At 69.5% G+C, this 18,410-nt stretch carries 12 protein-coding genes and 4 pseudogenes; 8 read left to right on the forward strand and 8 right to left on the reverse strand.

All coding sequences use genetic code 11. The features are described from left to right. The 6 genes and pseudogenes from IG99_RS41055 to IG99_RS41085 form a co-directional block, all read right to left on the reverse strand. On the reverse strand, window positions 1-466 hold a 466-nt coding region (locus IG99_RS41055), incomplete at its 3' end, for an alpha-L-fucosidase (RefSeq protein WP_037683701.1). A gap of 610 nt (window positions 467-1,076) precedes the next feature. After that, window positions 1,077-4,091, reverse strand: a complete 3,015-nt coding sequence (locus IG99_RS44570) for a right-handed parallel beta-helix repeat-containing protein (RefSeq protein WP_051866561.1) — start codon at window positions 4,089-4,091, stop codon at window positions 1,077-1,079. A 202-nt stretch (window positions 4,092-4,293) separates the two neighbouring features. After that, window positions 4,294-4,977 carry a FadR/GntR family transcriptional regulator gene (locus IG99_RS41070; RefSeq protein ID WP_037683704.1) on the reverse strand — a complete coding sequence of 228 codons (684 nt, stop codon included), beginning with the start codon at window positions 4,975-4,977 and terminating at the stop codon, window positions 4,294-4,296. An 87-nt stretch (window positions 4,978-5,064) separates the two neighbouring features. Then, window positions 5,065-6,108 (reverse strand): ABC transporter permease, encoded by a 1,044-nt coding sequence (locus IG99_RS41075; protein WP_037683707.1) that lies wholly within the window; start codon window positions 6,106-6,108, stop codon window positions 5,065-5,067. 2 nt (window positions 6,109-6,110) lie between these two features. Continuing rightward, window positions 6,111-7,706, reverse strand: a complete 1,596-nt coding sequence (locus IG99_RS41080) for a sugar ABC transporter ATP-binding protein (RefSeq protein WP_051866563.1) — start codon at window positions 7,704-7,706, stop codon at window positions 6,111-6,113. 131 nt (window positions 7,707-7,837) lie between these two features. Continuing rightward, window positions 7,838-8,732: pseudogene (locus tag IG99_RS41085) on the reverse strand (sugar ABC transporter substrate-binding protein). 848 nt (window positions 8,733-9,580) lie between these two features. Between IG99_RS41085 and IG99_RS41090 the strand changes: the two are divergent. From IG99_RS41090 to IG99_RS41115, 6 genes and pseudogenes are all read left to right on the forward strand, one after another. Further along, a complete protein-coding gene (locus IG99_RS41090; RefSeq protein ID WP_037683708.1) occupies window positions 9,581-10,432 on the forward strand; it encodes a fumarylacetoacetate hydrolase family protein in 852 nt (283 codons plus the stop codon). Between the two features lie 11 nt (window positions 10,433-10,443). Continuing rightward, complete coding sequence (locus IG99_RS41095; RefSeq protein ID WP_037683710.1) at window positions 10,444-11,781, forward strand: enolase C-terminal domain-like protein; 1,338 nt, start codon at window positions 10,444-10,446, stop codon at window positions 11,779-11,781. Then, a pseudogene (locus tag IG99_RS41100) lies at window positions 11,778-12,053 on the forward strand (SDR family NAD(P)-dependent oxidoreductase); the annotation flags it as partial. The gene IG99_RS41095 and the pseudogene IG99_RS41100, both read left to right, overlap by 4 nt. Before the next feature lie 103 nt (window positions 12,054-12,156). Beyond that, complete coding sequence (locus IG99_RS41105) at window positions 12,157-12,963, forward strand: tyrosine-type recombinase/integrase (protein ID WP_199815723.1); 807 nt, start codon at window positions 12,157-12,159, stop codon at window positions 12,961-12,963. Then, a complete protein-coding gene (locus IG99_RS41110) occupies window positions 12,960-13,514 on the forward strand; it encodes a DUF6262 family protein (protein WP_037683712.1) in 555 nt (184 codons plus the stop codon). Before IG99_RS41105 ends, IG99_RS41110 begins: the two co-directional genes overlap by 4 nt. A 173-nt stretch (window positions 13,515-13,687) precedes the next feature. Further along, window positions 13,688-15,532, forward strand: coding sequence for a glycoside hydrolase family 15 protein (locus IG99_RS41115; RefSeq protein ID WP_037683715.1), 1,845 nt, complete (start codon window positions 13,688-13,690; stop codon window positions 15,530-15,532). A 46-nt stretch (window positions 15,533-15,578) separates the two neighbouring features. Here IG99_RS41115 and IG99_RS41120 read toward each other — a convergent pair whose 3' ends face one another. Further along, window positions 15,579-17,015: an MFS transporter gene (locus IG99_RS41120; RefSeq protein WP_051866564.1), complete on the reverse strand. Its 1,437-nt coding sequence runs from the start codon at window positions 17,013-17,015 to the stop codon at window positions 15,579-15,581. Window positions 17,016-17,422: 407 nt separating this feature from the next. Next, the gene (locus IG99_RS41125) at window positions 17,423-17,785 is read right to left on the reverse strand and encodes a hypothetical protein (protein WP_037683718.1); all 363 of its coding nucleotides are present in this window, start codon (window positions 17,783-17,785) and stop codon (window positions 17,423-17,425) included. 132 nt (window positions 17,786-17,917) lie between these two features. On the opposite strand from IG99_RS41125, the pseudogene IG99_RS41130 reads away from it, so the two are divergent. Next, window positions 17,918-18,205: pseudogene (locus IG99_RS41130) on the forward strand (arsenic resistance protein); the annotation flags it as partial. Beyond that, window positions 18,202-18,405, forward strand: a pseudogene (locus IG99_RS46950) (FAD-dependent oxidoreductase); the annotation flags it as partial. The pseudogenes IG99_RS41130 and IG99_RS46950, both read left to right, overlap by 4 nt. Window positions 18,406-18,410 lie beyond the last annotated feature (5 nt).

The following is an 18,410-nucleotide window of genomic DNA, read 5'->3' on the forward strand; positions in this document are numbered from 1 at the left end:
CGCCGAAGGTGCGGTCCCAGATCGAGTAGTAGAACCCGACCTTCAGCCCCTTCGCCCGGAAGGCGTCGCAGTACGTCCGCACGATGTCCTGCTTGTAGGCGCTGTTCGCGACGTTCTGGGTGCCGTAGGCGCTCGGCCACAGGGCGAAGCCGTCATGGTGCTTGGTGGTCAGGATGCCGTAGCTCATCTTCGCGGCGGCCGCCGCGTCGGCCCACTGTGCGCAGTTGACACCCGGGGGAGCGAAGAGGGTGGGGCTCTGGTTGGGTTCCGCCCACTCCTGATTCGTGAACGTGCCCAGGCTGAAGTGGTTAAACATACCGAAGCGCATGTCGACCATCCGGCTCAGGTTGGTCTGGGTGTCCGCGGCGGCCGCCTGCGACAGCAGGCCGGAGAAGCCGGGGACGAGCGGCAGGGCGGTCGCGGCGCTCGCCGCGCCCGCCGCACCGAGAAACCTACGGCGACTCATTTTTGATGAGGACATGGCCTACTCCTGTGTGCGGATGGCATTGACTGCGGTGACGAGACTCAGGTATGGACGCGCCCTGCCGGAGGCATCTGCAACCCGCTGGGGGACGGATTGCCGCCAAGGCTGCGAAACGGTGCTCCCTGCGGGCAGGGCGGGCGCCCGATGAGCATCGTCGGCGGGTGATCGACGCCGACAAGGTCTTCTCCCGAGTGCTCGCAGGACAGCCCGCAGTTTGCGGCTCGGCATTCGGGCTGACCGGAGTGACATCGGGTGTATTAACGGGCATCGATCTGACATCTGTCTAGAGGCTCGACAGGAATTCCAGGACAAGGCTGGTTGGATTGCTAGGACCTCAGGGTTGAGCCACCGAGACGCGCATGCGATCAGTCGATAGATCGGGTGAATTGGTTGCGGACGCCCTGGCAGAGGCCGGGCGCGAGTGACTCCAGGACCGCGCCACGCGCCGCTGGCCCCAGGGAACGTCGTAGTGCGCGTGCACGCTGGGCCCGCACTTTGTGCGCGTCCCAGGATGCCGCCGTGGGCGCAGGGAGCCTCCCGTGCCGGTGGGTCCGGCACGGGCGGTGTGGTGCGGCCGGTGGCCGCCGTGCGGTCACCGCACGTCGAACCGGTCGACGACCAGCCAGCTGCCTCCTGTCTTGGTGAGGGTGAGGGTGTGCCGTCCGAGGGGCAGGCCGCTCACGGTGTACACGGTCTGCTGGGCCTGGCGGCTCGTGGAGGATGCGTTGACGGTGCCCTGGGAGGCGCCGTCGAGGGAAACCGCGATGGTGCCCTCGTCGGAGTTGGTCTCGGTGACGAGGCTGATCCCGGTGCCGGTGAAGGTGACGGTGACCGAGTCGCCGTTCGTGGTGGCGGCGTGGACGTCGTCCTTGTAGTCGCCGAAACCTCGGTTGCCGTAGGAGCGCCAGGAGGCGCCGGTGTAGGTGATGGAGGAGTTGGTGTCGTTGTGGACGCCGGTGACCTCGAACCCGTCCAGAGTGGCCCAGGTGCCGCTGCGCTTGACGAACTGGATGGTGTGGCTGCCCGCGGTCAGTGCGCCGGTGCTGTAGATGACCGCCTGGGTCTGGCGGGTGGTGGCGCTGGTGTCGATCAGGCCCTTGGAGGTTCCGTCGATGAAGATCTCGACCTGTCCCTGGTCGGTGTTCTTCTCGCCGATGACCGAGATACCGGTGCCGGTGAACGTCAGCGAGGCGGTGTCGCCGTTGGTTCCCGTGGCGTGCACGGCGTCCTCGTAGTCGCCGTAGCCGCGGTTGCCGTTCGCCGTCCAGCTGCCGGTGTAGGAGATCGCGGTGTCGTCGTCGTCGATCCAGCCTGTCAGCGGCTGGTGGGCGGCGTCGGGGCCGGCGGCGTCGATGATGGCCTGGGCGGCGGAGGGCCAGGCACCGCCGGAGACGAGCGTGGTTTGGTTGAAGGTGATGTTGGTGCCGTGGTTGAGGGTGGCGGTGGTGTCGGAGTAGTTGTCGTGGATGTTGATGTCGTGGATGGTCGGCGTCCACATGCCGATCCAGTTGTTGCCGCCGATGCGGGTGACGTTGTTGTAGGTGTTCCAGTACGAGCTGCCCTCGTCCTGGTACAGCCGGTTGTTGGTGTGGTTGCCGACCTCTACGAGGTTGCCGGCGAGCACGGACGTGGTGGAGCCGTCACCGTTGCCCTGGCCGCCGAGGGTGTAGATGGCGCCGCCGTCGTGGAGGATGTTCATCACGTCGTGGACGTGGTTGTCCAGGATCTGGTTGTCGCCGGCGTAGATGGTGCCGTGCTGGCAGGTGGTCAGGCCCTGGGCGGACTGCATGGAGCACGGTGAGGCGTAGCCCCAGCCCCAGCCGAGCGACATGCCGGAGTAGGGGGTGTGGCCGATGTCGTTGTGCGAGAGGGTCAGGCCCCGGGTGTATCCGGCCCAGATGCCGACCGCGTCGGAGTAGTCCTGGCCGACGTCGGAGATCCAGTTCTGGGAGACGGTGTCGCCGGTGGTCATGCGGCTGGTGTCGGTGAGGTAGTAGTCGTCCACCTCGCCCACGGAGACGCCGCCGCCGGAGGTGTCGTGGATGTAGCTGCCGGTGATGGTCGAGTTCTTGCTGCCGTCGGCGAGGTCGATGCCGGTGCCGCCGGTGTGGGTGATCTCGTCGCCGGTGAAGGTGATGTCCGAGCCGCGGTGGACCTGGACGGCGGCGGGGATACGGAAGGGGGCGTTGTTGTTGGCGGTGTCCCACAGCACGCCGGCCTGGTTGTCGATGTAGCCGGCCGTGGAGGGCAGCGTCCAGGTGGTGTAGGCGAAGGTCAGGTTCTGGAAGGTGATGTCGTGGACGGGCGTGATCACGTCCGGCACCACGGTGAAGCCGTCGAGAATCATGTACGTTCCGCCGGTCTTGACCAGCTTGATGGTGTGCTGGCCCTTGGCCAGGCCGCTGACGGAGGCGACGACCTGCTGGGCGAGCCGCGAGGAGCCGGCGGCGGACACGCTCTGGACCTTGGCGCCGTCGACGTAGACGTCGATGCCGCCCTCGTCGCTGTTGGTCTCCGACAGCACGTCGATCCCGGTACCGGTGAAGGTGTAGCTCACCGAGTCGCCGTTGGCCGTGGTTGCGTGCACGTCGTTGTAGAGGTCACCCAGGCCACGCCCGCTGGAGGAGCTCCAGGAGCCGGTGTAGGTGATGGCCGGGTCCGTGTCGTTGACCGGGGCGAGGTGGCCGGGCGTGCCGCTGACGTTCAGCAGTGTCTCGGTGGTGGGCAGCTCCACGTCGGCGGTGCTGAGGTCCTCACCGCTGCGCGGCTTGTAGTACAGGAACCCCGCTGAGCTGTCGAGGTAGAACTCGCCTGGGGAGTCGAGCAGCTGGTAGGCGTTCTCCAGGTAACTGATGGAGGTCAGCTTCGGCAGTCCGGCGCCGTTGAAGGGGAAGCCCCGGTTGGGCACCGAGGTGTTGTTGTTCGCGAAGCAGGTCGGGTCGACGTTGAGGCTGGACCCGCCGCCACCAGGCGCGGTGATGCTCGCCAGCGGGCAGCGCATCTGCTTCCAGGCGTTGTTGTTTACGATCTCCACGGAGGAGGCGTTGGTGAACGACGCGTAGGAGGAGTCGCTGGTGGTGAAGCTGGACCCGGAGAGGGTGAACCCCGAGGGGTTCAGCGGACCGCGTGCGCGCTGGGCCCGTACTCCGTCGACGAACAGTTGCCGGCTCTGCGTACCGGTCGGCACGGAGGCGCGGTAGATGTTCTTCGAACTGTCGAAAACGGTGAACCCGCTGAGCTTGGTGGCCCCGTTCAGGACGGGCTTCTCACCCGGGTAGGCGGCGTAGACGACTTTGAAGCCGTTGCGGCCGGAGTCGGACGGACCCAGGGCGAACGCCTGGGACAGGCGGTAGGTACCGCCGCGCAGATAGACGTCGATGTCGGCGGCCATGGCGGGGGCGAGGCCCGCCACCTTGCTCTTGGCGCCGTCCAGGCTGCACGGCGCGCTCAGCGAGCAGGTGCTGCCGGAGCCGGAGGGAGAGGCGTACAGCAAGGTCGGGGCGGCGGCGTACGCCGGGCCGGCCGTGGAGAGCGCGGCGCATATGAGCCCCGCCAGTGTGCCGAGCACACCGGACAGGCCGGCGGCTCTTGAGCGGAACAGCGGCATTGATGCTCCTTCAGGAGGGTGAGGAAACCGGGGATGCGATCCCCCGGTCCGCAAGGGCGGCGCCCGTGGGCGTGGATCACGCCGGGCGTGTACCGGCTGCGGCTCGGGGGAGACCGGTGACCCGCCGCCAGGCCGACGTGGGAGGGGGATCGGGCGGTTGCGGGAGCGGGGCGGGCAGGACGGTCAGCCGGTGAGAGGTTCCTTAAGGGGCATCGGTCAGGCTGGTCGCCAGCCACTGCTCGACGGCGGTGATGTGCACCGTCGCGGCCGAGGCGGCCAGCAGGGCGTCGCGTGCCCGGAGCGCGTCGAGGATCTGCTGGTGGTCCCGGTGCGCGTTGTCCACGGCACGCCGGGCCTGGCTGCCCCGGACGATGCGTACCCGCTGGGTGCTGGTGGACAGCACGCGCAGCAGCATGGACAGCACCGGGTTGCCGACGGCTTCGACGATCCTTGCGTGGAAGGCTATGTCGTGGGCGACGAACTCCTCGACGGTGGCGGCCGACTTGGACTGCTCCAGGATGTCGCCGAGTTCTCGCAGGTCTTTGGGTGTCAGCAGCGCGGCGGCCAGCCCGGTGGCCTGTGGTTCCAGGAGCCTGCGCACCTGGATCAGTTGCAGGGCGGTCTGCCCCTGGGAGACGTCGGAGGCGAAGGAGAGTGTCTCCAGGAGGAGGTGGGGCTCCAGGCTGGACACGTAGGTGCCGTCGCCCTGCCGCACCATGAGGATGCGCATCGCGGTGAGCGCGCGGACGGCCTCGCGCAGCGAGTTGCGGGACAGGCCCAGCTGCGCGGCGAGGAGTTCCTCCTTGGGCAGGCGGGACCCGGGCGCCAGTTCACCGGCGATGATCATCGCTTTGATCTTGTCCATCGCCTCGTCGGTGAGTGCCACGAGCGTGCCTTCCTGTGCCGGGGGAGGGGCGGGGTCCGCTCCGCCGCGCGGCACCGGGGCCGGGGCGGAGCGGCGTGCGGGCTGTGACTACTCCTGCTTCTCGCCGGAGGCGAAGCGCGAGATGATCAGGGCGACGATGATGATGGCGCCGTTCAGGAACTGGTTCCACAGCGCCGGTACGCCCGCGAGCGTCATGACGTTGACGACGAGCTGGAGGGTGAGGACACCGGTGAGGGCGCCGAACACGGAGCCTTTGCCGCCGTTGAGGCTGACCCCGCCGATGACGGTCGCGGCGAAGACCTGGAAGATCCAGCCGCTGCCCTGCGTCGCCGAGATGGAGCCGTAGTGCCCGCTGTAGAGGATGCCGGCGAACGCGGCCAGCAGGCTGCCGAGGATGAGGACGGCCCACACGATGCGGTCGACGCGGATGCCGGCGGTGCGGGCGGCTTCGGCGTTGCCGCCGATGGCGTACAGGGCCCGCCCGTGCCGCAGCCAGGCCAGTGCGCTGCCGCCCGCCGCGAACAGCACCGCGCAGATCCAGATGGCGGCCGGGACGCCGAACCAGGACGCCTTGCCCAGGTAGGTGAACGACGACGGCAGGTCCACGATGGACTGGCCCTCGGAGAGGGCGACCTGCAGGCCGCGCAGCATGGTCAGAGCGCCGAGGGTGACGATGAAGCCGTTGAGCCGCAGCTTGAGGATGAGGAAGCCGTTCAGGGCGCCGATCGCCACCCCGACCAGGAGGCACAGCGGGATGGCCATCCACTCGGGGAAGAGCCCGAGCCCGTTGAACCGCCCGCCGCTGGTGGGCAGGACGAGCCACACGGCGATGACCGGGGCCACGCCGATGGTGGACTCCAGCGACAGGTCCATCCGCCCGCAGATGAGGATGAGGGCGGTGGCGAGGACGAGCAGGCTCAGTTCGGTGGACTGCTGCGCCACCCCGATGAGGTTGTCGGCGGTCAGGAAGGCCGGCGAGACGATGAAACCGATCAGGCCCAGCACGAGGATGGCCGGGATCAGGGACAGTTCACGGAAACGGCCGAGGCCGAGCCGGCGCCGGGCGGTGTCCGCCGCGGCCGGCGCCGTCGTGCTCGGTGCGGGCTGCGTGACATCTGTGGTGGCGGACATGTCTACCTTCCGTGCTGGTGATTGCCGGACGCCGTGGACGCGGCGGTTGGGGTGGTGGTGTCGGCGACGCCCTCGATGGCGGCGACGACGTGCTCGTCCTTCCAGCCGCGGTCGAACTCGGCGACCACCCGTCCGTGGAACATGACCACGACCCGGTCGCATGCCTTGAGGTCGTCCAGTTCGTCGGAGACGATCAGCGCGGCCTTGCCCTCGTCGGCGGCCCGCCGGATCCGGCCGAGAAGGAACTCCTTGGACTTGACGTCGACACCGTTGGTGGGGCGGATGGCCACCAGGACGTGCGGGTCGGTGGCCAGGGCGCGGGCGACGACGACCTTCTGCTGGTTGCCGCCGGAGAGCGCGGAGACCGGGGTGGTGGCCTGCGGGGTCTTGATATCGAGGTCACGGATCATGTGCTGGGCGAAGGCCCGGGTGCGGGCGGGCAGCACGACGCCGAACGGGCCGAGCTGGTCGGTGACGGTGAGGGTCGCGTTCTCCGCCACGCTGCGGTTGTTCACCAGGCCCTGCAGATGCCGGTCCTCGGGGACGAAACCCACTCCGGCGGCCAGGGCGGAGGGCACACTGCCGGTGCGTACGTTCCTGCCGCCGACCGAGATGCGGCCGCTCGTGGCGCGGTGCAGACCGGCGACGGCCTCACCCACCTGTACGTTGCCGCTGGCCGCCGCTCCGGCGAGCCCGACCACCTCGCCGGAGCGCACCGACAGGGAGAGGTCCTCGCAGGTGCCGGGCAGGCTCAGGGCCTCGATGCGCAACAGCTCCGAGCGGCCGGCCGGTGCGACCGGGGACGCGCTCGCGGAGCCGGGGGCCGCCGGGGCCGCCTCGCCGGTCATGGCCTCCACGAGCAAGCGGTGACCGAGTTGGGCCACGGGCGCGGTCAGGATGTGGGCCGCGTCGCGGTAGACCGTGACCGTGGTGCACAGGTCGTACACCTCTTGCAGGTGGTGGGAGATGAAGAGGAAGGCGACGCCTTGCTGCTGCAGGTCGCGGAGCTTGTCGAAGAGACGGCCGATGCCGCGGGCGTCGAGCTTGGCGGTGGGCTCGTCCAGGATGATGAAACGGGCGCCGAAGGACAGCGCGCGGGCGATCTCCACGAACTGCCGTTGCTCGACGGTCAGGTCCCTGGCCCGGGCGGCGGGGTCGACGGCCACGCCGTACTCGCCGAGAAGCTCCTGCGCACGCTGCCTGAGCTGCTTCCAGCGGATGGGGCGCACCGCGCCGGGGCTCTGCCGGTTCAGGAAGAGGTTCTCGGCGACGGTCAGCTCACCGATGATGGTGGAGTGCTGGTAGACACAGGCGACCTTCGAGCGCCAGGCGTCGATGTCGCCGAAGGCGGGCGCCGGCGCGCCGGAGAAGCGCAGTGAGCCCGTGTCGGGCTGCTGCAGGCCGGTGAGGATGGACACGAGCGTCGACTTGCCGGCGCCGTTGCGTCCCACCAGGGCGTGCGACTCGCCCTCGGCGATGCTGATGCGGGCGTCGCGCAGCGCGACGGTGGCGCCGAACCGTTTGCTGATGCCGGTCGCCTCGGCGACCGGGGCCGGGGTTCCGGAGCCGGCCGCCGGGATGGTGGCGGTGTCCGCCATGGTGGGTACCGTCCTTCGGATGCGGATGGTGGGGACCGCGGAGCTGGGCGTGGACCCGGATCCGGGGCAGGGGTCAGCTGCCGGGGGAGGGGGATGGCGAGGGCCCCCGGAGCCGGTGTCCCGCGTGCCGGTCACTGCCCGACGTTGTTGCCCCACAGCGACTTGTCGTCCACGTTGTCCTTGGTCACCAGCGGGGCGGGCAACTGGTCCTCCAGGCCGTTCGGGAGCTGGATGATGGTGGAGTCGTGGTCGGTCGCTCCCGGCTTGAAGGTCTTGCCCTCGGCGGCGGCCTCGGCGTAGTACAGCGCGTACTTGGCGTAGAGGTCGGCGGGCTGGGAGACGGTGGCGTCGATCTGGCCCTTGCGGATGGCGTCGAACTCCTGCGGGATGCCGTCGTTGGAGATGATGCTGATGTGGCCCTTGGCGCCGGCGGGCTTGAGCAGGCCCTTCTGCTCCAGCAGGGCGAGTGTGGGCTGCAGGAAGACACCGCCGGCCTGCATGTAGATCCCGTTCAGGTCCGGGTGCTGGGCGAGCAGCGACTGCAGCTTGGCGGAGGCGACGTCACCCTTCCAGTCCGTGGGGAGCTCGAAGACCTTGATCTTCGGGAACTTCGTCTTCATGCACTGCGCGAACGCCTCGGAGCGGTCACGGCCGTTGATGGAGTCCAGCGCGCCCTGGAACTCGGCCACCTTGCCCTTGCCGGGTGTCCTGCGGTGCCATGACGACGGCCTTGGCTCCGGTGTTCTCGAAGACCTGGACGTTGGCGACGAGCTTGGTGACGTCGTTCTGCGAGTTGCTGACCGGCAGGGCGTTGACGCCGTCGGACTTGATGCCCTTCTTCAGGTACTGCGCGTAGGAGTTCCAGAAGTCGGAGTCGGAACGCGGCAGGTCGATGCCGATGGCCGGCTTGTCACCGCCCGAGCCGACCGCTTCCGAGCCGCTGCGGTTGCACGCGGTGGCGAGGGCGAGGACCGCGAGCACGGCGGTGGCGGCTGTGGCGGTGGAGCGGGTGCGAGTGAGCTTCATGGCCGTGTTGTCTCCTTTGGCGGGGCGGAGGACCGCGGGGCGTCGGTGAGGAGGTGCCTACTCGCCTGCCGAGAAGGACGGGCGTACGCAGGCCGGGCAGGAGGTGGCCCGGCACGAGGCAGTGCGGACCGCGCCCGATGGGGACGGAAGTGAGGGACAGCCGGTGCCGAGCGACACAGGTCAAGCGCGCAGTTCCCATTCGTAGAAGAATGCGAGCCATTCCTCCGATGTCTCTCGGACGCCGAGGACGTTACGACGACGTTGCCGACGTTGACAAGCCTCCGCCGCCACAGAATTGCGCAGCATGACGGCGCAAGGCTTCGCATCCCCGCCGCAAGGAGTCGGCAACCCGCCAGGATCCCTTCGTGACCTGCGGCTCTGCCCAGTCCCCGGGTCGGGCCGCAGGGACCGGCACAGGCTCACGATTCAGCAACGACGGCTGCCGCCGCTGCGGCGCAGCGGCGGCTGAGGGACGTGCCCGGGGCCTTTCGCCCGCACCGGGGATTGCTCTGCATGCCGTCTCGCGGCTCCCACCAGCGGATCCTGCCGCACACAGCCGACGTTTCAGTCATCCGAGGAAACCTCCGCGCGCCGCCCCGGCCCGCCGTGACGTCGGCGTCAAGTCCCAGCAGATGGGGGTGAACTGGCGACAGCAGGGAAAAACATCCGAGGTATTTGTTGCCAGTCGGCTCCACTGCGTCTACAGTCGCGCTGCCGCCATACATCCGATGACTGGGGAAGGAGCTTGTAGCTCCCTCCTGGCCCGGTCGGGGCGCGGCCGGCGGCACGGCCCGTACGACCGGCCGCCCCCTTCCTTTCGAAAACCCCCTATGGCAAGGGAACTGCCAGTGAAACTGCTACGAGTCGGTGCCCCCGGCGAAGAGCGGCCCGCTGTCCGCACCGACGACGGCCGGCTGCTGGACCTGTCCTGCGTGACGTCCGACATCGACGCCGCGTTCCTCGCCTCGGACGGTATCGACCGTGCCCATGCCGCCATCGCGGCGGGAGACCTCCCGGCACTGGACGCGGACGGCCTGCGGATCGGCCCGCCCGTCGCACGCTCCGGCAAGATCGTCTGCATCGGTCTGAACTACCGCGACCACGCCGCCGAGACCGGCGCGGCGATCCCCGAGCGGCCGGTGGTGTTCATGAAGGACCCGGGCACCGTCGTCGGGCCATACGACGAGGTACTCGTCCCCCGCGGCTCGGTCAAGACCGACTGGGAGGTCGAGCTGGCGGCCGTCATCGGCCGCCGGGCACGCTACCTCGACGGCCCCGACGCCGCCCGGGACGTGATCGCCGGATACGCGATCAGCCATGACGTCTCGGAGCGCGAGTTCCAGCTGGAGTACTCCCCGCAGTGGGACCTCGGCAAGTCCTGTGAGACCTTCAACCCGCTCGGCCCGTGGCTGGTCACCGCCGACGAGGCCGGTGACCCGCAGAACCTCGGCCTGCACCTGAGCGTCAACGGCGTGAAGCGGCAGGACGGCCACACCAGCGACATGATCTTCCCGGTCGACCACATCGTGTCCTACCTGAGCCAGTACATGGTCCTGGAGCCCGGCGACGTGATCAACACCGGTACTCCCGCGGGCGTGGCCCTCGGCCTGCCCGGCACGCCCTACCTCCGCCCCGGCGACACCGTCGAACTCTCCGTCGACAGGCTCGGCAGCCAGCGCCAGACCTTCGGCCAAGCGTGAAAGGCACCCCCTTGACTGCCATCTCAGCCCGGATCACCGCGGTCGACACCTACGACATCCGCTTCCCCACCTCACGGGAACTGGACGGTTCCGACGCGATGAACCCGGACCCCGACTACTCCGCCGCCTACGTCGTGCTGCGCACCGACGCCGTTGACGGCATCGAGGGCCACGGATTCACCTTCACCATCGGACGCGGCAACGACGTGCAGGTCGCCGCGATCGGCGCCCTGCGGCACCACGTCGTGGGCCGCTCCGTGCAAGAGCTGTGCGCCGATCCGGGCTCGCTCAGCCGCGACCTGATCGGCGACAGCCAGCTGCGCTGGCTGGGGCCCGAGAAGGGCGTGATGCACATGGCGATCGGCGCGGTAGTCAACGCCGTGTGGGACCTGGCCGCCAAGCGGGCCGGGCAGCCGCTGTGGCAGCTGCTCGCCCACGCCGACCCCGAGTGGCTGGTCTCGCAGGTCGACTTCCGCTACATCGCCGACGCCCTCACCCCCGAGGACGCCCTCACCCTCCTGCGCAAGGGCCGCGAGGGACTCGACGAGCGCGAGACCGTGCTGTTGAACCGCGGCTACCCCGGCTACACCACCTCGCCCGGCTGGCTCGGCTACTCCGACGACAAGCTCACCCGGCTGGCCAAGCAGGCCGTCGCCGACGGCTTCACCCAGATCAAGCTGAAGGTGGGCGCCGACCTCGACGACGACGTCCGCCGCATGCGAGCCGCCCGCGCCGCCGTTGGCGAGGAGATCCGCATCGCCATAGACGCCAACCAGCGCTGGAACGTCGATGAGGCCGTCGAGTGGACCAACGCGCTCGCCGAGTTCGACCCGTACTGGATCGAGGAGCCCACCAGCCCCGACGACATCCTCGGCCACGCCGCCGTTCGCAGGGGTGTCGCCCCGGTGAAGGTGGCCACCGGCGAACACGTGCAGAACCGCATCGTCTTCAAGCAGCTCCTCCAGGCCGGCGCCATCGACGTGCTCCAGATCGACGCGGCCCGGGTGGGAGGGGTCAACGAGAACCTCGCGATCCTGCTGCTCGCCGCGAAGTTCGGGGTGCCGGTGTGCCCGCACGCCGGCGGAGTGGGACTGTGCGAGCTGGTGCAGCACCTGTCGATGTTCGACTACCTGGCCCTGTCCGGCACGACCGAGAACCGCGTCATCGAATTCGTCGACCACCTTCATGAGCACTTCACGGCGCCCGTGGTGATGCGCGACGGCCACTACACCGCGCCGCTGACCCCGGGCTTCTCCGCCACCATGCACGCCGCATCTCTCGCTCAATACCGTTACCCGGACGGCACCTTCTGGGCCGCCGACCTCGCTGGAGCGGAGGAGGTGGCATGAGCGGTCTGTCAGGACTCAGGGCCGTCGTCACCGGGGGCGCGTCCGGCATCGGGTTGGCCACGGCACACTCACTCGCGGCGCAGGGCGCGGCAGTGGCCGTGCTCGACCTGGATCCCGGCGGCGTCAGCGAACCGCTGCTCGGTCTCCGTGCCGACGTGAGCGACGACGCCTCCGTACGCGCCGCCGTGGAACAGGCCGTCGAGCGGCTCGGCGGGCTGGACATCGTCGTGAACAACGCAGGCATCGGCGCGGTGGGCACCATCGAGGACAACATGCGGATTGGCGCGCATGCTGGGCAGCAGCTTCAACTCGCCGACGGGAGTGTCCGGGAACATCTCGCGCACCCGCTGCTGCTGGGTGGTGATGACTCCCGCGGTGGCTGGCATCAAGGCGATCCACTCGATCGGTGAAGGCCACCGCACCTGGGTCGACGCGTTGCCTGACTTCCTGGTCCCCACGACCGTGGAGGAGAGGGGGCAGGCGGTCACCCGGATGCTGCCCTTCGACAAGAGCCGGATCTTCCCCTACGCCTACCGTCACAGCTACGCCCAGCGGCACGCGGATGCCGGGGTGGCCCCGGACGTCCTCAAGGAGCTGATGGAGCACTCCGATCTCAAGACCACCCAGAATTACTACCGGGTCAGCCAGGAACGGCGGCGCGACGCCGTGGACCGGGTGGTTGCCCTGCAGTTCGACCGCAACGGCACCCGCGTGTGGCGCAAGGCACAGTCGCTGCTGGACTCCGAGCACGTGCGGCGGGCGATCGGGGAGGTGAGCGTTCCCTACGGTGTCTGCCAGGAGCCCTCGAACGTCGCGGCCGGCGGACAGAGCTGCCCTATCCGGTTCCGCTGTGTGGGCTGTGACCACTTCCGCACCGATGTGTCCTACCTGCCCGACCTCCAGGCGTACCTGGCTGACCTGCTGCGCTGCCGGGAGCGGCTGATGTCGGCGTTCGCCGCTGACGACTGGGCGCGCAGCGAAGCGATGCCCTCCCAGGAGGAGATCCGCCGGGTGCGCCGGCTGATCGAGCGGGTCAAAGCCGATCTCGGTGACCTCACCACGGAGGAACAGGCCCAGATCGGCGAGGCCGTCGCCGTCGTACGCCGCAGCCGGAGCGTGATGCTCGGCATGCCCCGCATCGGCCAGCCCCTGCCCGACGTCCACACCACGAGGACCGCATGAGCACCGCCATGGCCGACGGCCGCCGCGCGGACGGCGAACGCCGCCGCCAGCGCGTGAAGAGCGCCATCCAGCACGCCACCCAGGACGGCACCGCGATCAGCGTGAGCGGCATCGCCCGGCAGGCCGGCGTCGACCGCACCTTCCTCTACCGCCACCGCGACCTGCTCGCCCTCATCCACGCCGCCGAACTCCAGCCGTCCGCATCGGACCCCGCGGCCGGGCCCCCAGTCAGCCTGGCCTCGCTCCAGGCCGACCTCGCCAACGCGCACGCCCGCAACACCCGGCTCGTCACCCAGACCCGGCGCCTGGAGCGCCGGCTCTCCGAGCTGATGGGCGAGCAGGCGTGGCGGGAATCGGGACTCGGAGCCCCCGCCGACCAGGAAGAGCTTCAGCGTCGGGTCTCCCGCCTGGAGCAGGCGAACACCGAGCTGTCGGCGCGCCTGGAGGAAAGAGACGCAGAGTTGGAGGCTGCCCGTGCGGCCAACCGCGAACTGACCCGGGCCCTGAATCAGAAAGGAGCCACAGAACGATCAGGGGGCGGTTCCGGCTAGAAGTGGCTGGGGGCGTCCGGGGTCGCGATGATGAGCAGACCAGCCGGTGTGTGGCCGGGGCGCAGGAGCTGTCGGCCGCACGCGGGACGCCACCTGTCGAGGGACCGCGCCGGTCAGCCGGGGTGCGAGGGCTGCGTGGGTCTCTCGCTGGTGCAGGGGGCCGAGGAGGCGCTGTGAATGAGTACCCCCCGATCGCAGACCACGGCATTGTCGGCGACCTGCAGACGGCGGCGCTGATCGCCGCCGACGGCACCGTCGACTGGTGGTGCACGCCCCGGTTCGACTCGCCCAGCGTGTTCGCCTCGCTGCTTGACAGCGACCGTGGCGGTTTCTGCCGTCTGGCCGCCGATGCCGACGACGTCACCGTCCGCCAGCTCTACCTTCCCGACACGGCCGTCCTGATCACTCGTTTCATGGCGCCGAGCGGGGTCGGCGAAGTCGTCGACTTCATGCCGCCCGATTCCACGCTGACGCCATCCGTCCGGCACCGGCTGATCCGGGTCACGCGAGTGGTGCGCGGGAGCATGCCGTTCGAGCTGATCTGCCGGCCCCGCTTCGACTATGGCCGGGCCGCACACGACCTGCTCCGCCTCGACGACGGGTCGGTGCTGTTCCGCGGCCCCGGCACGGAACTGCAACTGCAGGCCACCACCCCGGTCGCCCTGCATCCGGACGGCACGGACGTGTCCGCCCGCTTCACGCTGCATGCAGGGGAGCGTGCCGCCGTGGTGCTCACCGCCGTGTCCGGCGAGCCGGACACGCTGAGCGGGCGGCCCGGGGGCCCTGCCCCTACCGTCGACGCGGTCAGCGGCGAACTCGAGGCATGCTCCGCGTTCTGGCTGGACTGGCTGCGCGCCTCCCGCTACCGCGGCCGCTGGCACGAGATGGTCACTCGCTCCGCCATCACCCTCAAGCTCCTCACCTACGCCCCCACCGGTGCACCGATCGCTGCCGCCACCATGGGCCTGCCCGAACAGATCGGCGGGGAGCGCAACTGGGACTACCGCTACACCTGGGTGCGTGACGCCTCGCTGTCGGTGCGGTCCCTGACCGACCTCGGCTTCACCACGGAGGCGAACGCTTTCCGCCGGTGGCTGCGGGAGCGCCTGGACGCCGGCGGCACCGCCTCTGGAGAACCGCTGCAGATCATGTACCGCGTCGACGGCGAACCGCACCTGACCGAGGAGGTGCTCGACCACCTGGAGGGCTACCGCCGCTCCTCCCCGGTACGGGCCGGAAACGCCGCCGCCGACCAGATCCAGCTCGACATCTACGGCGAGGCCGCCTACGCCCTCGCCCAGGCGGAGGACATCGGTGCCGTCCGCGGCTGGCATGCCTTCGCAACCGTCATCGACTGGCTCACCGACCACTGGGAGCGCCCCGACGAGGGTATCTGGGAGACCCGCGGCGGCCGCCAGAACTTCACCTACAGCCGCCTGATGACCTGGGTCGCCTTCGACCGCGCCGTCAAACTCGCCACCGCGCACTCCCGCCCCGCCAACCTGACCCGCTGGTTGGAGGCACGCGACGCGGTCCTGCGGCAGATCGTCGAGCACGGCTGGAACGAAGAACGAGGGGCGTTCGTCCAGCACTACGACACCGACGTCCTCGACGCCTCCCTGCTCCTGATGCCCAGGGTCGGCTTCCTCACCCCCACCGACCCCGACTGGCTGACCACCCTCGACGCCATGGACAGCGAACTCGTCAGCGACAGCCTCGTCTACCGCTACAACCCGGCCGCCTCACCCGATGGCCTGCGCGGCTCGGAGGGCACCTTCAACCTGTGCAGCTTCCTGTACGTGGAGGCACTCGCCCGCGCCGGACGCCTCAACCAGGCCCGCTACGCCTTCTCCAAGATGCTCACCTACGCCAACCACGTCGGCCTGTTCGCCGAAGAGATCGGCCCCTCGGGCGAGCAGCTCGGTAACTTCCCGCAAGCCTTCACCCACCTGGCCCTGATCGACGCCGCCCTCGCCCTGGACGAGGAACTCGACCGCGCCGAGGGCCGCAGAAGCTGACCGCATGCACCGTCGGCGGGCAGCCAACGCACACGCCGTGGCACGGTCACTGCTGCGGCGCCCCTGGCGATGCGGCCGCCCCGGCTCCGGTGGCAGCAGGTCGGCCGGCTCGCGGGAGCAGGGCCGCGGCGGTCAGCCCGCCCAGGCCGACGACCGCGAGCGCCGCCATGGCCGCCGCGTACCCGCCCTTGCTGAGGCCCGAGACCAGGATCGTGCCCGCGACGGCCGTGCCGAGCGAGGAACCGAGGTTGGAGATGCTGCGCGACAGCCCCGAGATCTCACCCTGCTGTGCCTCGGCGAAGCACGACTGGACCACGTTCACCGACGGAGTGAGCATCACTCCCAGGCCCAGCCCGATCAGCAGCAGGCCGGGGGCGAACGCCCAGGCCCCGGGCTTCCAGGCGACCAGGGCCAACAGCGCGGCGATGCCGGCGATCGTCACGACGAAGCCCGCCATGATGAGGGTGCGCTGTGCACGGCGACGCGCCAGCTTCTCGGCGGCCAGCGAGGACGCGAGGATGCCCAGGGTCGCGGCGGTGAAGATGACGCCGGTCTCGATCGCGTCGTAGCCGCGCACGACCTGCAGGTAGGCGGCAACCGTGAACGAGACGCCCATCAGCATCAGCCACTGCGTGTTCTGGGTGACCAGACCGAGGTTGGAGGTGCGGTTGCGGAACAGCGCCGTCGACAGCAGCACCTCCCGGCCGGCGCGCTCGCGGCCACGCACCCAGGCGAAGAAGCCGACCAGCACCAGCGCACCGGCCAGCAGCAGTCCCAGCGCCAGCCAGCCGTTGTTGTCGACGGCCAGGATGCCGGTCACCAGCAGCACCAGGCCCGCCGCCGACAGCACGGCCCCGACCGTGTCGAAGGGCCGGGCGGGGTCGGGCGGCAGCGGATCGTCGATCTTGCGGCTGAGCACCACGATCACCACGATCACCAGCGCCTGGAACACGAACGCGGCCCGCCAGCTGATCGCACTCGTGATCAGCCCGCCGATCAGCGGACCGGCGGCCGCCCCGATCCCTCCCATCGCCATGATCGCGCCGAACGCACGCGCCCTCGACGCCATGTCGGTGAACAGCAGCGTGGTCAGGATGTAGACCGGCGGGATCAGCAGCGCCGTACCCACACCCTCCAGAATCGAGTTCCCCAAGATCAGCACGCCCAGCCCCGGCGCGGCCGCACTGAGCACCGCCCCCACCCCGTAGACCACGAGCCCCGCCAGCAGGCAGCGCTTGCGCCCCCACTTATCCGTCAGCTTCCCGCCCGGGATCATCAGCGCGGCCATCACCAGCAGAAAGATCGTGATCGCAACCTGGACACCCTGCACGGTGGTGTCCAGGTCCTCGCTGATGTCGTTGATCATCACGTTCATGTTCGAGCCCGCGAAACTGCAGATGAACTGCGCCAACGCCAGCGGGACGAGCACCCGCCGAGCCCCCGCCGCACCCCCCTTGGCTCCCGCCGCTGCCGTCCCCGCCATGCCGCTACCTGCCGTCCGCCGAGTTTGATGTCTAGAGAAACTGCGGCTTCGTATCCGCGAGCAGCCCGGCGCTGACGGAACACAACCGCCGCCATGACCGTCGCACGGCCAAACGCTGCGAGGCCGAAGGCGCGCAGCAGTAGCCACCTTCAATGGTCAGTCGGCAACGAAAGCCGCAGCCCGTCCGACTTCCACCACCGTGAGTGCTCCCTTCTTGGCGCATCACCCGGATCAGCGATCGTGCAACGCCTGTTGCGGCTGCTAGCGTCAAGGAACCTGGCGCTGAGCTGCGGCAATCACCACAGGTCTGCTTCGCACCACAGCATTTACCTCAGAGAGCTCCTGCCCGTCGGGGAGGACCACCGTAATCGGCGGCGGCTCCGGCTCGGGTGGCGTGTCCGCCACGGCTACGCCGCCTCCTGGCCCTCGCCGTCCTCACGTTCGAGGGCGCGCTTGAGCTGGGAGCGGGCATCGAGCCGTTCGGGTCCGGCGACATCGTTCCAGAAGGCGTGCGTGACGATCGCGGCGGTGAGGTCGCGTTCCCGCTCGCGCAGCGCGGCGACCTCTTGCTGCTCCTGCTCCGACCAGCCCGGCGAGTCCGGGTACGCGCGGGAGGTGGTGAGCCAGTAGCCCTCGGGGCGCTGCCAGGCCTCCATCGGTTCGACGGAGTAGGGCAGCCGCTTGTACAGGGCGGTGAGGTCGGCCCGCACCTGGGTGAGTGCCTGCTGCGCTGCGATGAGGTCGCCGGGAAAGTCGTACGTTGTCACCACGGCTCAACAGTAGTTCGACCCGGCGGCCGCACTGCCGTACGACGCAGCGATGGCAGCTCAGGGCTGGTCGGGCGGGGCGTCCTGCAAGTACCAGCCGTGGGCGGCCATGCACTCCTTCGTCCACTCCATCACGTCGCCCGGATCGCGCTGCCGCTGCTGGTGTACTTCGCGGTCATGTTCTCCGGCACGTTCCTCCTTGGCAAGGGCCTGGGGCTCGCCTACGACCGCACCACGACGCTGGCGTTCACGGCTGCGGGCAATATCGAGCTGGCCATCGCCACCTTCGGCGGCACCTCCGGCCAGGCCCTGTCCGGTGTCGTCGGACCGCTCATCGAAGTGCCGGTATTGATTGGCCTGGTGTACGTCGCGCTTGCCTGGCGAAGGAAGTTCGCTGCGGGCTCGGTGACGACGGCCCCCTGACGCGGCATGTGGATGTGGTGGTGGTCGGCGGCGGCGGCCAAGCTGGGCTCGCCGCCGGCTATCACCTGCGACGCCGGGGCCTGGATTTCATCATCCTGGACGCTGATCCGGCGCCGGGCGGGTCCTGGCAGCACATGTGGGACTCCCTGCACCTGTTCTCCCCGGCAGAGCACTCCTCGCTGCCCGGCCAGTTCATGCCCGAAGT

The organism is Streptomyces griseus subsp. griseus (assembly GCF_000720255.1).
GTDB classification, from domain to species: domain Bacteria; phylum Actinomycetota; class Actinomycetes; order Streptomycetales; family Streptomycetaceae; genus Streptomyces; species Streptomyces griseus_I.

Coding starts and splice junctions, on each gene's coding strand:
- IG99_RS41110 (WP_037683712.1), top strand. CDS start 12,960: ATGAGCACCGCCATGGCCGACGGCCGCCGCGCGGACGGCGAACGCCGC.
- IG99_RS41120 (WP_051866564.1), bottom strand. CDS start 17,015: ATGGCGGGGACGGCAGCGGCGGGAGCCAAGGGGGGTGCGGCGGGGGCT.
- IG99_RS41080 (WP_051866563.1), bottom strand. CDS start 7,706: ATGGCGGACACCGCCACCATCCCGGCGGCCGGCTCCGGAACCCCGGCC.
- IG99_RS41075 (WP_037683707.1), bottom strand. CDS start 6,108: ATGTCCGCCACCACAGATGTCACGCAGCCCGCACCGAGCACGACGGCG.
- IG99_RS44570 (WP_051866561.1), bottom strand. CDS start 4,091: ATGCCGCTGTTCCGCTCAAGAGCCGCCGGCCTGTCCGGTGTGCTCGGC.